Consider the following 17,770-nt stretch of genomic DNA (forward strand, 5'->3'; position numbering starts at 1 on the left):
TGATTTTGGCTGCCTTGAAAGACTCCAAATGGCTGAATTGGCTTCAATAGTTGCAAAAGAATTAAAACCACCACAGATAGTGCTATTCTACGGTAATCTCGGCTCTGGGAAGACTACTTTTGTGAGCGATATGGCGCAAGATTTAGGAATAGAAAAAGGGCAAGTTAGAAGCCCAACTTTTTCGTTGATAAATGTTTATAAAGGGCATTCGATGGTGTACCATGTCGATCTTTATCGTTTAGAAGGCTTTGATAAAGAATTTGTAATGGATCTTGAAGAGATCGCTGAAGATCCCAACGCAATACTGATAGTAGAATGGGCTGACCGACTTGAAAATTTTTGGCCTAAAGATTGTTTGAAGATATTTTTTGATTTCTGCGAAAATGGTCGAATAATTCAAATAGAATCAGAAAGTGATTTGGTTCAAAAAATTGTTTCGAGGTGGTTGAATGGTAAAAAAATTTGAGAAACTGGAGAAACTCGCAAAGGAATCTCTTCAAACCCCTGAGCTTCCAAAACTCCTTCCTTTGATTCACCTGAGAAACGGCATGATCATCTTTCCTCAAACAGTTATACCAATTCACGTAGCCAGAGAAAAAACACTCATGGCTTTGGAACATTCCATAGACTCTTATCAACAATTTGTCTTTGTGACAAGTCAAAAAGATCCATCCGTTGAAGAACCAACCTTTGAACAATTGTATCAAATTGGGACGATCTCGAAAGTTCTTCAGGTGATCCAGCTCCCAGATGGCACTTTCAGAGTTTTACTTGAAGGAATTGAAAGGGCAAGAGCTTATGAAATAGTTCAACAAGAACCATTAATAGCAAGACTTGAGATTTTAAAGACTAACTACAAAAAAACCAAGAAAATAGAAGCACTGATGCGAAGCGTTAGAGAAAGTTTCTCAAAATACGCGCTCTATACCCAAAGATATTCTCAGGAGACATTATCTGCTGTCTCTGAAACAGTTGAAGCAAACAGATTTGCAGATTATATAGCTTCATTACTACCGATTTCATTGGAACAACGTCAAATGTTACTTGAAGAACTTCATCCTGGTAGGAGGCTTGAATTACTCCTACAGATTTTGTTGCACGAAAATGAGATTCTCGAAATAGAAAGACAACTTGATACAAAAGTCAAAAAGAGAATAGAAGAAAGCCAAAAAGAATTTTTCTTAAGAGAAAAATTAAAGGCCATCACTGAAGAACTTGGAGAAAAAGATTCCGAAGCAGCTCAACTTCGAATAAATCTTGAAAGATCTCAGTTGCCAGATTTTGTAAGAAAGAAAGCTTTGTCAGAAATAGAGAGATTGGAAAAGATGTCTCCATACTCGGCTGAAGCTACTGTTATAAGGACATACGTCGATTGGTTGATCAATCTGCCATGGAATAACTCAACACAAGACAGAGAAGACATGAATCAAGCCAAGGAAATCCTTGAGAAGAGTCACTATGGACTTGAAGAAGCAAAGGAAAGAATCCTTGAATTTCTCGCCGTCAGAAAGAGAAGCAAATCGGTGAGAGCTCCCATATTGTGCTTTGTCGGACCACCTGGTGTCGGAAAGACATCGCTCGCAAGAGCCGTAGCGCAAGCACTGGATAGAAAATTTGCCCACATGTCCCTTGGCGGGCTCAGAGATGAAGCGGAAATTAAAGGTCACAGAAGAACCTATATAGGCGCAATGCCAGGTAGAATCCTTCAGCTCATTAGAAACGTCCAGAGCAAGAACCCTGTGCTTTTACTGGATGAAATTGACAAATTAGCTGTGAGTTTTCAAGGAGATCCAGCTGCTGCTTTACTTGAAGTTCTTGATCCCGAACAGAATAAAGAATTTGTCGATCATTATCTGGAAGTACCGTTTGATCTATCTAACGTTTTATTCATAACCACTGCAAATGTTACACACACAATTCCACCGGCTTTACTCGATAGGATGGAAGTCATTTGGTTAGAAGGATACACAGATCACGAAAAACTCGCAATAGCAAAATCATACATCATACCCAAACTCATGTCGGAATTTGCACTCAACGAACAACTGCTGAAAATTTCCCAGAGTGCTGTGAAGAAAATCATTCATTCCTATACAAGAGAAGCAGGTGTAAGACAACTCACAAGATCTCTCCAAAGACTCATGAGAAAGGCTGTTCTCAAGATAGAAGAAGGCGAAAAATCCATATTAATAAATAGTAAAGACATAGAACAATACTTAGGGCAGGAGATCATCCAAAATGATGTAATACTCACAAAACCCGAAATCGGAGCAGTACATGGTCTTGCTTGGACTGAATACGGTGGAACTGTAATGATCGTGGAGACTTTGATAATGCCCGGTAAAGGAGAATTAATTCTCACAGGAAGGCTCGGAGAGGTTATGAAAGAATCAGCGAGAATTGCATTGAGCGTTGCAAGGTCATTTTGTGGCGAGAAATGTAAGAAACTATTTCAAGAGAGTGATATTCACATAAATCTTCCTGAAGGGGCTGTCCCGAAAGATGGACCTTCTGCGGGTGTAACAATGACTGTCGCGATGATATCATCGGCTTTGAAAAAAAAGATCAGAAATGATACAGCTATAACAGGAGAAATAACTCTCAGGGGTAAAATACTCGCCGTTGGTGGAATAAAAGAAAAAGTCCTTGCCGCACACAGGTATGGAATAAACAGGATCTTATTGCCGAAATCCAACGAGAAAGATCTTTCGAAGATACCGCCTCAGATCAAAAACAAAATGGAGTTTATTCTTATTAATAGTATTGATGAGGTGGTAGAAAAAATATGTTTGTGAAAACAGTTGAGTTTGTCATCAGTGCTTATCATGAAAAAGACTTTCCAAGACCCTTATATGGCGAAGTGTGTTTCGTGGGTCGATCAAATGTAGGAAAATCAAGTTTGCTTAACGTATTATTTAATAAGAAACTGGCAAAGGTCAGTAAGAGACCTGGCAAGACCCGATCGATCAATTTTTATGAAGTTAATAGAAAGCACTATTTTGTGGATTTGCCTGGTTATGGATACGCTAAAACATCGAAATCTGAAAGAATATATTGGAAACATTTAATTGAAACATATTTTGAAAAAAGAAAAAATCAAATTAGGTTAAGTGTGCTTTTGCTTGATAGTAGACTTTTTCCACAAGAAAATGATAAAATGTTCATTGAGTGGAGCCAGTATTTTGGAATACCTGTTCTTGTTGTTTTAAGCAAAGTAGATAAACTGAGTAAAGCAGATATCTTAAAAAAAGTAGAGGTGATCAAACAGCAGTTCAATACAGATGTAATTGCTTATTCTGCGATAACAAAGCAAGGTGTGGATGATATAATAGAGAAGATTAACAAGTGTTTAGCATAACTCTGCCGGGGTGCAATCTCAATAGAGCGAAGCGGGGGAGCGAAGATTAAAAGCGGAGTCTCAATCTGAGACATAGGGGGGATTGTTGTGAAAAAACTGTGGAAAATATTGATTCTCACTGGAAGCTTCCTCGCACTTTTGATTTCTGCAGTTGGAAATATCGAACTTTGGTAAACTCTGCACCCCGGCGTAAGAGCGGAGTGATATAGATTGACAAGAGCATTCAGAATCTTTGCTATTTTTCTCTTTGTCATATTCATTCTGGCGATAATTGCAATCAGTATATCTTTATCTAATACCAATCCTCTGCTACTAAATCGTGAGTGTTTAATTTTCCTTGCTCTTGGGATTATTTTTGAGATGATAGGCTTTTCTGTCTCAAAGTTCTCCGGTCACAATATCAGAGTAACAAGTGGGTTAGTAATCAATATTCTTGCTGCCAGTATATTTTCAACCCTTGAAGCTGCTATAATTGCCTCCGCATCAGTTCTAATAGTAGGTTTATTTATAGTAAAAGGTAAGGATGTATTCAAATATATTTTCAACGTATCTCAAGTTGGTTTGAACACAATTTTCATATCATTTGTGTTTTCACTCCTAAAATCTTCTCAGATATCAAGAAACGTCTGGGTGGTTCTGGTTATATCCTTCACGTACATGATAATCAACGCCTTTTTCTTTTCGATTGGATTCAGCTTGGTTGTAAAGGCAACATTTATAAACAGTTTCGCCCAAACCATGAAAACTCCTTTGTTGAATTCAATAACTGTTCTCCCTTTGGCTTCGGTTGCTTACGTACTTTATCACTTAATGGGCTTAACAGCTGTTCCTTTAGTTTTAGTAATTCTACTTGCGCTCCAATTAGGCAATCTATTTCGTGGTGAATATCAACAATCTAAATTCGAAAACTTAAAACTTTTGGTGAAAAGCTTAGAACTAAAAGACTCGTACACGAGTGGTCATAGTGAAAGGGCAGCTCAGTTGTCTTACATGATAGCAAAGAGGTTAGGGCTTTCGGAAAAGCTTTGCAACAGAATCAAAACAGCGTGTTTGCTGCATGACGTCGGCAAGATAGGTGTGCCAGACTACATTCTGAACAAACCAGAAAAATTATCGGAAGAAGAGTTCAAAACGATAAAAAGCCACTCTGTCAAATCAGAAGAATTATTGAGGACCGTCAGCAGTTTCAAAAACAAAGAAGCCAAATGGGTCAGGCACCATCACGAAAGATGGGATGGCTTTGGATACCCAGATGGACTAAAAGGTGAAGAGATTCCATTACCATCAAGAATAATAGCCGCAGCCGATATATATGAAGCACTCACAAGCGCAAGACCATACCGTAAAGCATATGACAAACAGGAAGCAATAAATATGATAAAAGAAATGTCTGGTAGTGTTTTAGACCCCAAGATCGTCCAAATACTCGTCGAAATAGTTGTCAATGGTCATTTCGATGCCTGAAAAGTGACAATATCAGCATAACTTCACCAACACCGATGCTCAATTCTCTTGCGATGTCTTGTTCACTCTTTCCTTCTTGATACAATAATAGAATCTTTCTTTCAATGGAAGTACCATTTGTATCCGTTTTCACTTCTTCAATTTGCTTTTCTTTGTCATTATTTATCTGAATTTGTGTGGTTTCTGATTCTTCCACAGATATTGGCTCGGTTTTCGCAGGATAAGAAAATCTCTCTGCGACTTTTGTCTCTTGACTACACAAAGAGGCATACAATGTGTTGGCTTCTTTGATCAACTTTTTGAGCTCTTCTATTTTTCTATCAAGCATTTGTAATCTAACAGATGAGATATGCCTGAACTGCCCCATGAGTTCAAGGATTCTTTCTTCGAATTTTTCATATTCTTCTTGCTTGGGAGCTCTTTGATTTGTATTAGAAAGAAAAAGCCCCCATGCAAAAGCTACTGTACCAAGAGTACTCAAAAAAACAACCCAGGAAAAAAAGTCAGTCAGTTCAAACACCTCCGATCTGTTGTTATTGTATATCACAATCAACTTTTATGCAAAGAAATCCCACTCAAAATTCGGATAAATTTGGTATAATTAGCAAAACAAACAAAGGAGGTATGAAGATGGAATACAGAAAGGTTGGAAAATGGGGTTTGAGGATCAGTGAATTGTCTCTGGGGTCGTGGATTACCTTTGGCAATCAACTCGATTTTGACGCTGCGAAGGAATTAATCAAAAGAGCCGTACAAAATGGAATCAATTTCATTGATACGGCAGAGGCTTATGCAAATGGAATGGCTGAATCTATGCTTGGAGAGATCATAAAATCCTACAGAAGATCTGATTTAGTCATCTCAACCAAGATATTCTGGGGAGGAAATGGTCCTAACGAAAAAGGCCTTTCAAGAAAGCATTTACTCGAAGGCACATGGGCATCTTTGAAAAGACTGCAACTCAATTACGTAGATCTTCTGTATTGTCACAGACCTGATCCAGAAGTACCAATGGAAGAAGTCGTCTGGACCATGGATCAGATCGTTCGAAATGGGTTAGCACTTTACTGGGGGACATCCGAATGGAGTGCGAAAGAATTAGAAAAAGCCCACCAGACGGCAAAGCAACTCAATTGCATACCTCCAGTGGTTGAGCAACCTCAATACAACATGTTGGTAAGAGAAAGAGTAGAGAAAGAATATGAACCGATATATGAAAAATACGGCATGGGTCTGACAACCTTCAGTCCACTCGCATCTGGATTGCTCAGTGGAAAATACTTGCAAGGAATACCACAAGACTCAAGACTTGCAAAATACGAATTCATCAGAAAGAGATTTGAAGAGACAGGATTAATGAGTGAAAAGACGTTTTCCAAAATCCTGAAATTGAAAAAGATCTCCGAGGAACTGAATTGCACTTTGTCCCAACTTGCAATAGCATGGATATTGAAAAATCCACGCGTATCGAGCGTCATCCTGGGTGTGTCGAAGATAGAACAGTTTGACGAAAACATAAAAGCCATCGAGGTCAAACAAAAACTTTCTGACGACGTTATGAATGAAATTCAGAAAATTCTAAACGATTGAACAAGGCAGGCTTTTGCCTGCCTTTTACTGAATAAGAGGCTTGAGTACTCGATCCAAAACACCATGCAGGTGTGATATCAACATTCCATAGTTTACAACTGGAATCTTCAACCTTTTTGCCAAGGTCATGCGACGCATAAATGCACTCCTGGTTAACACGCACCCACCACAATGTATTATCAACTGACATTCTTGTAACTCTTCAAGATCTGGAAATTCCTTACCGGCAAAGAATTTATAGTTTAATCTCAACTTCATTTTCTGTTCTATCCATCTTGGTATTTTTACCCTTCCAATATCATCGCAAGTTGGTACATGAGAACAAGCTTCAACAACTGCAACTTGGTCGTTGTCTCTTAATAACTTGAGTTTTTCAATACCTTCCATAAAAAATTTTAGATCGCCTTTATTCGCCGCCTCGAGTATCGAAAAAGTCGTCAGGGGTATCTTCTCTGGTACGATCTTTTCTATTTTCATCACAACTTGTGAATCTGTGACAACTAAATCCACATTATTTGAAAGCTTTGTGAGAGTATCAGCAAGTTCAACATCTCTTGTCACAACAGCCGTTCCGCCAAAATCTATAATCTCTCTTATCGCTTCTACTTGTGGCATGATCAATCTACCTTTTGGTGCTGCTTTATCTATTGGAACAACAAGAATTGCCGTTTTTGTCCTTTTGAGTAGATGACCTACCAATGGCTTTTCTTCTTTTTCAGGAATTATCTGCGAGAGTTTTTCGAGTAATATGTGAATGTTTTTTCCTTCTTTTGCTGAAATCTCCACAATTGGAACGCCAAATGGCTCGTATAAATTCACAAGACCATCCAGATGAAGATCGGATTTATTTACAGCTATCACAAAGGGTATTTCAAGCTCTCTAAGGATATCCACTAACATCTGTTCATAATAAGACGGTCGGTCATCAGTAACAAGAATAGCGGCATCTGCTCTGTAGAGTGATCTTTTTGCCCTTTCAACACGTTTTTGACCGACGATTCCTTGATCATCTATACCGGGTGTGTCGATCAAAGTAACAGGACCTATAGGTTGTATTTCAAGGGTTTTGTAAACAGGGTCTGTTGTTGTACCGGGTATTTCACTTACAATCGCTATGTCCTGGCGGGCAATCGCATTTATCAAAGAAGATTTACCAACATTCCTACGACCGGCTATTGCCACATATTTTCTAAACCCTGCATGTGATATATTCATTGAACCTCCTCCTATATCCAAAATCGTTGCTGACCGAGTAACCAGCAGATATCACAAGATTCTTTGTACATTCTGCACAGGCAATGTCATTTTCAAAGATACAAATCTTATTTGGATACAAAGTGTAAAGTGAACGATAAGGTAAAGGAGTGAAATTTGGCATGATGACATTGGCTCCACATTTGAGTGCCAATTGTCTTCCCAGAGGATGAATCGTACCAAGAGCCGTTGTCGCTGGTATATTCGTATCTGGTAAAAACAATCTCGTAAGGGCTATCATTTTCAATGTTTTATTCAAAGTTCCAGATTTTGCATTTTTCAATGGTGTCGAAGGATGCGGTATGAAAGGACCTATTCCTACCATATCGGCATCGAGATCTCGTACAAATAGAATATCCTTTGCTAAAGAAAGATCATCTTGATCTGGAAGTCCAACCATCGATCCTGCACCAACTTCGTAACCCAACTCCTTGAGCTTCTTTAAATGTTCTACTCTTGTTTTGAACGAATCATTTGGATGTAATTTCTCATACAATTTTTCATCTGCAGTTTCATGGCGCATGAGATATCTATCTGCTCCCATATCTTTCCAGAGTTTGTATTCATCAAAGTTCCTTTCACCAATGCTCAGAGTAATTGCAACATTGAATTCTTTTATCTTTTTTACGAGTTGGGCTATCATGTCACTGTTGTAATATGTATCTTCACCAGATTGCAAAACGATTGTTTTTATTCCCATCTGTGATATCAACCTTGCACGTTGAATGATCTGCTCTATTGACATCCTGTACCTTGTAATATCTTTGTTTTGCGCCCTGATACCACAATACAAACAGTTATTTTTGCAATAATTCGAAAATTCAATGATTCCACGAATGTACACAGCCTTTCCAAGGTATTTTTGCCTGATCTCATCTGCTAAAGCAAAGAGTTTTTCATCAATCTCTTCTTTTGAAAGAATGAATGCAATTTCATCGATTTCAACCTTCTGTGGATGTTTCATTATTTTTTGCAGAATTTCGTACACAATCTATCACTCCTCGAGCGATTTCAATCAATTCTGGGCAGACATTTTCAACCTGTGCAAAGATCACAAAATCTTCGTCTTCGAAAATTATCTTTGGCGATTCAAACCTTTCCACTCCAGCTTTCAATCCTTGGATGAATGAAACCCTTTTTCCAATCTTTTTACATACCCACACTTTACATTTGAAATCATCTGCCATCTTTTGAATCATTCTCTTACATTCTGACATCTCTGATCCCTGCTTCAATTTTCATGAGCAAATTTTTGATATTCTCTCTTCTTTGCTCTGGCATCTTTGAGAGCTCGTTTTCTATCAACATTTCACCCGCCTTTTTTGTCTCGCAACTACCATAATCTACCAAGTATTCTTTCAGGGTTAATATGGCATTTGGTGTACAAAATTCTTTTACAAACCCTGGGATAGCAAATTCCATAAAATGCTGACCAGTTCTGCCAGCTCTATAACAAGCAGTACAAAAGGAAGGTATATAGCCATTTTCGATTAGCTCCTTTATGACATCATCCAGAGTTCTGGTATCGCCCAAGACAAATTGGCTCTTTCTGACAACTTCTTGATCAATTTGTGAATATGAACCGACACCGATGCTTGAACCGGCATCTATTTGAGAAACTCCAAGTTCAATTGCCTCGCGTCTGATCTGTGGTTTTTCCCTTGCCGTGAGAATCAAACCGGTATATGGAACGGATAACCTTATGATGGCTATTAGTCTTTTAAAATCATAATCGCTCACAGGATGTGGTGGATTGTTTGCCAATGGCGTACCAAAAGCGGGTTCTATCCTTGGAAATGAGATGGTATGTGGCCCCACGCCGAATCTTTCTTCCAAGTGTTTAGTATGATATATCAACCCCATCACTTCAAACTTCCAGTTGTACAATCCAAACAACGCACCAATACCGACATCATCGATTCCTGCAATCATAGCTCTGTCCAATCCGAATAATCTGTAGACATAAGAAGATTTTGGACCATAGACATGTAATTTTTTATATGTCGGCAAGTGATAGGTCTCTTGAAAGATTTGAAAAGTACCAATGCCAACCTCTTTGATGATTTCATATCCCTTCACCGTCTGTGGTGCTGCATTCACATTGACTCTTCTTATCTCACCAGTCTTGTTCTTGAAGGCATATATTTTTTGTATTACATTTGCTATGAACTTGGGTGAGTACATCGGATGTTCTCCAAAAACGACTATGAGCCTTTTGTGACCTTTCGAAGTGAGTACGTACAATTCTTCACTCAATTCTTCTTCATTAAGGGTTTTTCGCACAATTTGCCTGTTTTGACTCCTAAAGCCACAGTACAAACATCCATTTATACATTCATTTCCTATGTAAAGTGGCGCAAATAGAACTATCCTATTTCCATAGATTTTTTCTTTCAATTGTTTTGCAGCATTGAATATCATCTGGACAAGTTCGGGATCGTCGGCGTTGAGCAAAAACGCAGTCTCTTGTGGGGTAAGTCTTTCTTTATTCAGAGATTTTTCAATGATCTGTTCTATCAATTTTCTGTCTGGGTTTTTAGTCGTTTCAAGTAATTCATTAATCTTTTCGTGTGGAATAAATGATTCTGTTTCTTTCAATTTGTTGGAGATTATATACATTTTCTCACCTCACTTAACTGGAACTGTCTTCACCTTGACATCTTTGATCTGACCGAGTTTTCCCGATAGACTACCCATCGTATCGTTATCTGCCTTTACAACGAGTAAAATTATCGCCATGTTTTCATCTGGTACTGGATAGCCCACCCTCAGCCTTATCACATCTGCGAAATTATGCAGAAGCTCATTGACCTGTTTGTAAGCATTTTGCCTGTTTTCAACAAGGATGTTCACCACGTAAAATCTCTCCAAAATAAAACCCCCTTTCTCAAGACCGAGAAAGGGGGCAAATTAACGCCAAATCACCCCTTCCTCGGTGTCAGATAATCTCCTTCACCTCAGAAGTCCATGTTAATTATATCACAAACACAGGATTTGTCGACAAAAAATTTATACTCAAGTGGTACAATACATAAGAGGCATTTCGATGCACGCAGATTCGTGGGGAATGAAACTTGCAAGGCAAATATCATTGACGGGTCAATACAGCAAAGAGATCTTAGAGGCTTTCACAAAAATCCCGAGAGAAATTTTCTGCGAATATGATTATCCCATGGAGGTACTTTATTCAGATGATGTAGTAATAACATCAAAAGATGGAGATGACCACAGTACTTCCAGCCAACCGTCGTTGATGGCACTTTTCATGAAAGCCATCGGCATTTCCAAAGGAATGAAGATTTTAGAAATAGGATCTGGGACAGGCTATAATGCATGCGTGATGTCACAGATAGTCGGTGAAAATGGATCAGTGGTTGGTGTCGAAGTGAACAAAAAATTCTTTGAACACGCAGTGAGGGCTTCTAAGAGTCTTGATATAGGAAATGTTTCTTTCATCAATCAAGACGGCGCATTGGGATGTGAAGAATTTGCTCCTTACGATGCCATTGTCGTAACCGTGGCAGTAGACAGGATTCCCCTACAGTGGTTCAAACAGTTGAAAATCAATGGTAAAATAATAGTACCTGTAGATGTCTTTCTCTCTCAGTCACAGCCTGCCGTACTTTTTGAAAAATCACCAAATTCTATCATTGCCAGAGAAGTTGTCGAGACAAGATTTCTGAAGGCAAAAGGGTTGCTTGGAAATTTGAACCAGGATAATCTTGCAAAATTGTCAAAAATACAGTCCAAGGAATTTTCAGGAGTAATCAAGGTTAAACATTATTTTGAGAGTGAAATGTTCAGATTACTACATTTGACATGTTGGTCTTTATGTCAAAAAGATCGACAAATATATCATGTTGAAGAGACTGGATATGCAGTATGGCAAGGCAAATGGGAAATATTTGGAGTAGTTGAAAAACTCTCAAAAGTTTTGTATCAATGGGAGAGCTTTGGGTTTACAGATTCGAGGAATCTAAAGATCAATTACGACGAAAATATGAATTTCATGTGCATGGAATACAAAGGGGGTATGGGATATGTATAGAAAAGTAGTTTTGGCTTTGGTACTCCTTGGAATTTCTATATTCGCAGGCTATGCATATTTCACAAATGATACCGTGCTTGAAATGCCAAATGCGACTATCTTTTTCTTTGTATCGGACCTTGATAAAGTCTTTTTGAGTGTCTACCGATTGAACGTTGATCCAGTGGTATTATTCACAACTCCAAATTTGTCCTATGAAGAATTGAAAGAAAAATCAGGTAAAAGGATTCTGCAGAAATCTTTTCAATTGACAGAAAAACGGCAAGATTTTTCGGTGAGATTAAAAGATGTGGGGATTTACCTGGCGGTCCTCTCTGATCGAGACCAGGAGAAAATCTACGATTCACAAATTTTGGTTGTAACAGACATAGGACTTTTTTACTTATCAGATGTGGAGCAAACGATCATCTGTACGGTGAAAACAAATTCAGAAATCATCTCAGATGTCGAACTTTTTCTTGTGAAGGATCAAAATGTAATACTGAAATCAAAGACAGACAAAGACGGGTTAGCTCGATTCAAAGAAGACTTCGACATGATTATTGCCAAAAAAGATAATTCTTACACGGTGAGTTACGTTTATATACCATACAGAGGTTCGGGTATAGACAAAAAACTCTTTTTTATTACAGATAGACCTATCTATAAACCAAAAGATGTGGTGAATTTCAAGGGCCAGCTTCTAAAAAAAGATGCAGGCGTCTACACGGCTTTGGGCGCAACTAAGGTCCAGGTTGTTATATTAGATCCCAAAGAAAATGAAATCTACAATAAATCACTGACAACAGATGAGTTAGGTGGTTTTTGGGACAGCTTAAAACTTGCCGAAACCGCGGCGATCGGGTTTTACGACATCGAAATATCACACGATGATAGCACGTTTTTCGAAAGTTTCTTAGTTGAAGAATATAGAAAGCCTGAATATAAAGTTGAGATCCAAACGAGCAAAGAAGAATACATATCCACGGAAAACATTGAATTTCTGGTCAATGTGAAATATTTCAATGAATTACCAGTTGCCGCTGCAAATGTTGCTTTCTATGTCTATGCATATTCTGATTTAGATGGAGAGGTCTTTCTTGCTTATCGTGGCTATGAGTTAACCGATGAAAATGGTCAATTGCGCATATCTTTGAAACCCGAAGAAGGCTTTCAAGGAAAGTATTCAATTAAGACGATAGTAACCGACGAAAGCCAAAGACAAATTGAACAGGAAAAAACGGTCTACGTTCATGCAGACAACGTGAAAATACTTCTGGATGAAGACAGTATTTCCACAAGACCGGGTGAAAAACTTTCAATCAAAGCAAAAATAACGGATCTCGCTGGCAATCCATTAGACGGTGAAATGACCGTCCAGATCGATGGACAAACTTCTAAAGTCATGGTAATCAACGGAGAAGCTTCGATAGAATTCCTACCCCAGAAGATAGGCAGATACAAAATTGAATTGAGTTTTCAAAGGGCAAAGAAATATGCGTACGTGTATTCATATTTCTGGTCGCAGGACTATGCTATCTCAGAATTTGCACTGATAACCGATAAAGAAATCTATAAAATCAATGAACAAGTCTTAACACAAATCTTTTCACCAGAGAAAACAACTGGAATAATTGCGTTAGTTGGCGATCGAATATACGCTACACAATTTGTAAAAATTCAAGGATATGCATCAATCAACCTACCTATACCAAAAGAAACGTCCGAAAGATATTTTTTTGTAGTTTTTCTTGCTTATTCGTCAGATGGTAAAAGAATATCAGAGACGAAAAAGATTGAAATAGAACGTCAATTCAATATAAAAAATCTCCAAATTCATTTTGACAAAGATATCTATCAACCAAAGGAAGAAGCAAAATTGGTTATCACATCGGATGAAGATTTTTCATTCTCCTTGGCACTCGTAGACGAAGCGATTTACTCAATGCTTGGAGCAGAACCAATTTCAATCGAGGATGTAATATACCCTTACAATGAATATCCCCATGTCTATTGGGAATTCTCAAATTTCTGGACATATCTGACAAGCGGTTTTGTTAGATCACAAATGGCAAATCTCCCCCAGGAAAAGACTTTTGAAGACTTCAAGAAGAATGCGGTGGAATCCAGGATAAATGTCAGAGAATATTTTCCAGATACCGCTCTCTGGATTCCAAATCTCAGAACCGATAATGGAAAAGCAACGGTTATCTTCAAGGTGCCGGACAGCCTGACAACTTTCATAGCCACAGCCTATGGGTTCTCCCAGAAAAATATGGCACAAGCAGATGGCAAATTCATCGTCACAAAAGATTTTTATGTACGCCCAATTTTACCGACATTTTTCAGAGAAGGAGACATTGTTCAAATATCTGCTACCGTATTCAATCAGACTTCCGAGACTTTAAAAACAAATCTATGGTTGGAACTACCAAATTCAGTTGAGTTGATCTCAACACAACCACGGCAAATAGACTCATTTAACCCTGTACCGTTGCAACAAGATACAGATAATTTCTATGTACAACCCAAGAGCACAGGATCATCCTACTGGACAGTTAGAGCACTTAAAGAATCTGATCCGTCTACTATAACGACCTTTGCATCAGCCAATTTTGGTTTGACAGACGCGGTAGCACTCAACGTGCCCGTGAAACCATTCGCCTTTGAGAGAGAGTTCTACATACTCGAATTTATGAATGGTTTGAAAACTATAAATCTACCAGACGGTGAATACAAACAAGCGAAATTGACGGTTTATTCAAGTATTGTACCGCTTTTAGAAGGCTCTATAAAAAAACTGATAAGATATCCATACGGTTGCACAGAACAAACAATGAGTAGTTTCCTGCCAGCAATTGTCGCTGTTCGAATGGATTTAAGAATAGACAACCTTGAAGACATAGTTGAAAAAGGTCTGATGAGACTCTATAAGTACCAACATTTCGATGGAGGGTGGGGTTGGTGGCAGAACGATGAGAGCAATGATTTCATGACGTGTTATGTTATGGAAGGACTTTATCACGCCAGAAAGGCTGGATTTGATATCGCTGATTCTGTAATAGAAAAAGGTTTAGACTATTTGAAAGAACATCCATCGGCATATGGATCATATATCCTTGATCTGTATGGAATCGAGCACAAAATTTATCAAGCAAAGAAAGATATAGACTGGATATATCTATCTCTATCATCAAAAGAAGCCTTCGAAAAGGCCTTGGAACTTTTGAAACAGGACGAAAGATTTGCATTCATACCTACTCAAGATGACTTTTTTACCTCCGATGTACAACTAACTTCTATAGTACTCAGGGCACTCAGCAAGTGGAAGGGAAATGAAGAGCTCCAGAAAAAAATAATCAATTATCTGATGAGCAAAAAAGATGGTTATTTCTGGTACTCAACAAAAGATACCTCTTTTGCTGTACTTGCATTACTTGAGTCACTGCCACAGATCAGTGAGCCACGTATCATAGTTAAAAACGATGGAAAGATAACCGAGCTGGTTGGTCAAGGTCAAATCGATATCACTAAAGGTGCCTTGACAGTTGAAGGAAATGGACTTGCAGAAATCCATGTTATTTATTATGAAAGACCTACTTCCGCGGTGAATGAAGGATTGGGTATACAGAGAAAGTTTTTCAAACGATACGAAATACCTGTGATTGATCAAAAAGCAGTTATCGACGCATTCATACCGATATCACAATACTATGTTCCTATCTCAGTGAAATTACTGGATGAATTTAAAAGTGATGAACTCTGCATATTACCTTATGAATCCGGTGAATACTCATACAGGAATACAAAATTGAAGATAGAAGATTTCAAACTCACCATGAATTACATCGTATATAAATTCAAATACATTCGAACACTGGATGGTTTAATACTCATCGTGTTGGAAGACAATTCTGCCATGATTTACGATACATCATCTAAGACAGCAAAGATCTATTTTGATATCTTGGATGCAGCATTAACTAAGAGTGGATTGGTATATCTGAAAGATAAAAAATTGTGGATAAATGACAAACCTGTGGTTGATATTCCAGAAGATGTTATCACATTGAGTTGCACTGGATCTGAAATACTCCTGAGGGCTTTGGACAAAACATATTGGTTTACCGAAAACCATTTTGTTGAATTGCCATTCATAGCCGAACACATCTTAGATTGGGATGGGAAAAGAGCCGTTTTCAAGGGAGGATTTCGTTTCTCTGGTAATGACGAAACAATCACAAATCAGTTATGTGAAGTCGTTTTTAAAGAAGAAACTTGGCCAATCTCGATAAGTTCAGGAGACATAGTCAAAACTATCATAACACTTGAATCTGGAAAAGGCAATTATGTCGTTGTCGAGGATTACTTCCCATCTTGTGCGCAAGTTCTGGATAGATACAGAGAAAAGGTTTTACAAGATTATTCAAAATTCGATTACATGTGGTACAGATCTTGGGATAGATGGTACACAGCAAGCGAAGTTCACGAAGATAGAATTGTTTTCTTCATATCTACATATTATCCTGAGAGAATGGGTTATGTTTGGAGGGTAACGGCAAATGGAAAGTACCAAGTCCTTCCAGCCAGGGCTTATTCGATGTATTATAAAGGTCTTTATGGTCAGTCAGATCCTGATGTGCTCGATATCGGTGTATGGTTTGAAGTTGAGAAATCTAAATGATCTTCTAAATGTGTATGGCTTATCTTTAAATCGCATATATAAAATAGCTAAAACTTTGCAGATCGACGTCAAGATCGACGCAATAATAATTGAATGCGACAATATATATGAATTTCACCAAATAACTGGCAAACCATATCATATTGGGGCTATATACATTAATGGTGTGATCATAAGCCAGCCTTTCAACATTCTAAGGCAAAAAGGTATACTTGAGAGCACGATAGAACATGAATTACTTCACCACTTGATAGAAAAAAATTATTCCATGCCAAAATGGCTTGAAGAAGGATTGATATTGTACCTTACAGGTTCTAAACTCGAAGACTTAAAAGGAGAGCACAAAGATGCTTTGAAGAGATTTATGCAGGAGGTTAGTTATGAAGATATACCAAGTTATGTGGCTCGCTATCACAACGATAATCGCTCTAATTTTGATCCTGGATTTCAGTTTCCAAGTGGAACTCCAAGTGAACCTTAAACCCATAAGAGATATTCAAAATCTTTTTCTTGAAGGAAAAATAATCGGAGCAAAGATTTATTCAAACAGAACCTATCAGGTGATGGAAAATGGTTTGTACTTACCACGTGTAAAACCAGGGGAGAGAATAGAACTTTACTTTGAAAGCAAAGGTCTTTTGAAAAGAACGAAGTCGATTAGGTTTTTTGTCGAACCAGATACCGAAGATCGTGACGAAGATGGGTACCCAGATTTTTTGATGCTTGACTCAAAAGATTCAGAAAGATTCAGAAACTGGTTTATCTGGATAGCGATAGACACATTCAAGAATAACACCCCTTTGTGGAATAAAGATGAAAGAGATTGTGCCGGATTGGTCAGATATTGCGCACGAGAAGCCCTTAGAAAACACGACAGTTTATGGTTTGAAAGATCAAAGTACACTGGACCAGTTTTCGAAGACGTTGAGAAATACAATTATCCCAACATACCCGTTATTGGTATGAAATTGTTCAGAATAAAGAAAGGTAAATTTCAAGACAGTTTTGACTTCAGTACCTTTGCCGTTGCAAGAATTCTGTATGAAAACAGTATGAAATTCGTGACAAAGGAAGTCACTTTTGCAAAACCCGGAGACATCATGGTCTTTTTTCATCCAGAAGATTTTGAATTTCCATATCATTTAATGATCTATGTTGGTAACCTTGGTATATCAGATCACCAAGGTTGGGTTTTGTATCATACAGGACCAATCGGTGCGGGAACTGGTGAACTCAGGTTTGTTAGATACACCGAACTCACCAAACTCGATCCATCCTGGGCTGTTAGTGATAAAAACAAATACTTCTTGGGATTCTTCAGATTCAAATTCCTACCATGATAAATCCAAATCACTGCTCGATGCGCAAATAAGAACACCTATTTATAGTATAA

At 38.1% G+C, this 17,770-nt stretch carries 15 protein-coding genes; 9 read left to right on the forward strand and 6 right to left on the reverse strand.

The features are described from left to right. Positions 1–28: 28 nt before the first annotated feature. From tsaE to TSP02S_RS00155, 4 genes are all read left to right on the forward strand, one after another. Positions 29–466 (forward strand): tRNA (adenosine(37)-N6)-threonylcarbamoyltransferase complex ATPase subunit type 1 TsaE, encoded by a 438-nt coding sequence (tsaE, locus tag TSP02S_RS00140; protein ID WP_232503718.1) that lies wholly within the window; start codon positions 29–31, stop codon positions 464–466. After that, positions 450–2,795 (forward strand): endopeptidase La, encoded by a 2,346-nt coding sequence (gene lon, locus TSP02S_RS00145; RefSeq protein WP_041081053.1) that lies wholly within the window; start codon positions 450–452, stop codon positions 2,793–2,795. The genes tsaE and lon overlap by 17 nt, the downstream gene beginning before the upstream one ends. Further along, positions 2,786–3,358, forward strand: a complete 573-nt coding sequence (gene yihA / locus TSP02S_RS00150) for a ribosome biogenesis GTP-binding protein YihA/YsxC (protein ID WP_041081054.1) — start codon at positions 2,786–2,788, stop codon at positions 3,356–3,358. The genes lon and yihA overlap by 10 nt, the downstream gene beginning before the upstream one ends. Before the next feature lie 210 nt (positions 3,359–3,568). Beyond that, on the forward strand, positions 3,569–4,822 hold the full coding sequence (locus TSP02S_RS00155) for an HD-GYP domain-containing protein (protein WP_041081055.1): 1,254 nt from the start codon (positions 3,569–3,571) through the stop codon (positions 4,820–4,822). Here the strand turns inward: TSP02S_RS00155 and TSP02S_RS00160 are convergent. Then, positions 4,800–5,342, reverse strand: coding sequence for a DUF6115 domain-containing protein (locus TSP02S_RS00160; protein ID WP_232503719.1), 543 nt, complete (start codon positions 5,340–5,342; stop codon positions 4,800–4,802). The genes TSP02S_RS00155 and TSP02S_RS00160 overlap by 23 nt on opposite strands. Before the next feature lie 110 nt (positions 5,343–5,452). Between TSP02S_RS00160 and TSP02S_RS00165 the strand changes: the two genes are divergently transcribed. Then, the gene (locus TSP02S_RS00165) at positions 5,453–6,412 is read left to right on the forward strand and encodes a potassium channel beta subunit family protein (protein ID WP_041081056.1); all 960 of its coding nucleotides are present in this window, start codon (positions 5,453–5,455) and stop codon (positions 6,410–6,412) included. A gap of 24 nt (positions 6,413–6,436) precedes the next feature. Here the strand turns inward: TSP02S_RS00165 and hydF are convergent, their stop codons facing one another. The 5 genes from hydF to TSP02S_RS00190 are packed head-to-tail and all read right to left on the reverse strand — an operon-like array spanning position 6,437 to position 10,537. Then, positions 6,437–7,627 carry a [FeFe] hydrogenase H-cluster maturation GTPase HydF gene (gene hydF, locus TSP02S_RS00170; RefSeq protein WP_041081057.1) on the reverse strand — a complete coding sequence of 397 codons (1,191 nt, stop codon included), beginning with the start codon at positions 7,625–7,627 and terminating at the stop codon, positions 6,437–6,439. Next, entirely contained in the window at positions 7,602–8,630 is a 1,029-nt protein-coding gene (gene hydE, locus TSP02S_RS00175) for a [FeFe] hydrogenase H-cluster radical SAM maturase HydE (protein WP_041083947.1), read from the reverse strand. The genes hydF and hydE overlap by 26 nt, the downstream gene beginning before the upstream one ends. After that, the gene (locus TSP02S_RS00180; protein WP_041081058.1) at positions 8,608–8,883 is read right to left on the reverse strand and encodes a hypothetical protein; all 276 of its coding nucleotides are present in this window, start codon (positions 8,881–8,883) and stop codon (positions 8,608–8,610) included. The genes hydE and TSP02S_RS00180 overlap by 23 nt, the downstream gene beginning before the upstream one ends. Next, complete coding sequence (gene hydG / locus TSP02S_RS00185; protein WP_041081059.1) at positions 8,870–10,285, reverse strand: [FeFe] hydrogenase H-cluster radical SAM maturase HydG; 1,416 nt, start codon at positions 10,283–10,285, stop codon at positions 8,870–8,872. Before hydG ends, TSP02S_RS00180 begins: the two co-directional genes overlap by 14 nt. Before the next feature lie 9 nt (positions 10,286–10,294). Then, the gene (locus TSP02S_RS00190) at positions 10,295–10,537 is read right to left on the reverse strand and encodes a TM1266 family iron-only hydrogenase system putative regulator (RefSeq protein ID WP_041081060.1); all 243 of its coding nucleotides are present in this window, start codon (positions 10,535–10,537) and stop codon (positions 10,295–10,297) included. Positions 10,538–10,712: 175 nt separating this feature from the next. Between TSP02S_RS00190 and TSP02S_RS00195 the strand changes: the two genes are divergently transcribed. From TSP02S_RS00195 to TSP02S_RS00210, 4 genes are read left to right on the forward strand one after another with little or no spacing between them, the layout of a single operon-like run. After that, entirely contained in the window at positions 10,713–11,714 is a 1,002-nt protein-coding gene (locus TSP02S_RS00195; protein WP_052465223.1) for a methyltransferase domain-containing protein, read from the forward strand. After that, positions 11,707–16,377, forward strand: a complete 4,671-nt coding sequence (locus TSP02S_RS00200) for an alpha-2-macroglobulin family protein (RefSeq protein WP_041081061.1) — start codon at positions 11,707–11,709, stop codon at positions 16,375–16,377. Before TSP02S_RS00195 ends, TSP02S_RS00200 begins: the two co-directional genes overlap by 8 nt. After that, positions 16,361–16,858: a hypothetical protein gene (locus TSP02S_RS00205; protein ID WP_171816290.1), complete on the forward strand. Its 498-nt coding sequence runs from the start codon at positions 16,361–16,363 to the stop codon at positions 16,856–16,858. Before TSP02S_RS00200 ends, TSP02S_RS00205 begins: the two co-directional genes overlap by 17 nt. Further along, a complete protein-coding gene (locus tag TSP02S_RS00210; protein ID WP_041081062.1) occupies positions 16,758–17,717 on the forward strand; it encodes a DUF1175 domain-containing protein in 960 nt (319 codons plus the stop codon). The genes TSP02S_RS00205 and TSP02S_RS00210 overlap by 101 nt, the downstream gene beginning before the upstream one ends. The last annotated feature ends 53 nt before the right edge of the window (positions 17,718–17,770 follow it).

It is taken from the genome of Thermotoga profunda AZM34c06 (assembly GCF_000828675.1).
Lineage (GTDB): Bacteria > Thermotogota > Thermotogae > Thermotogales > DSM-5069 > Pseudothermotoga_B > Pseudothermotoga_B profunda.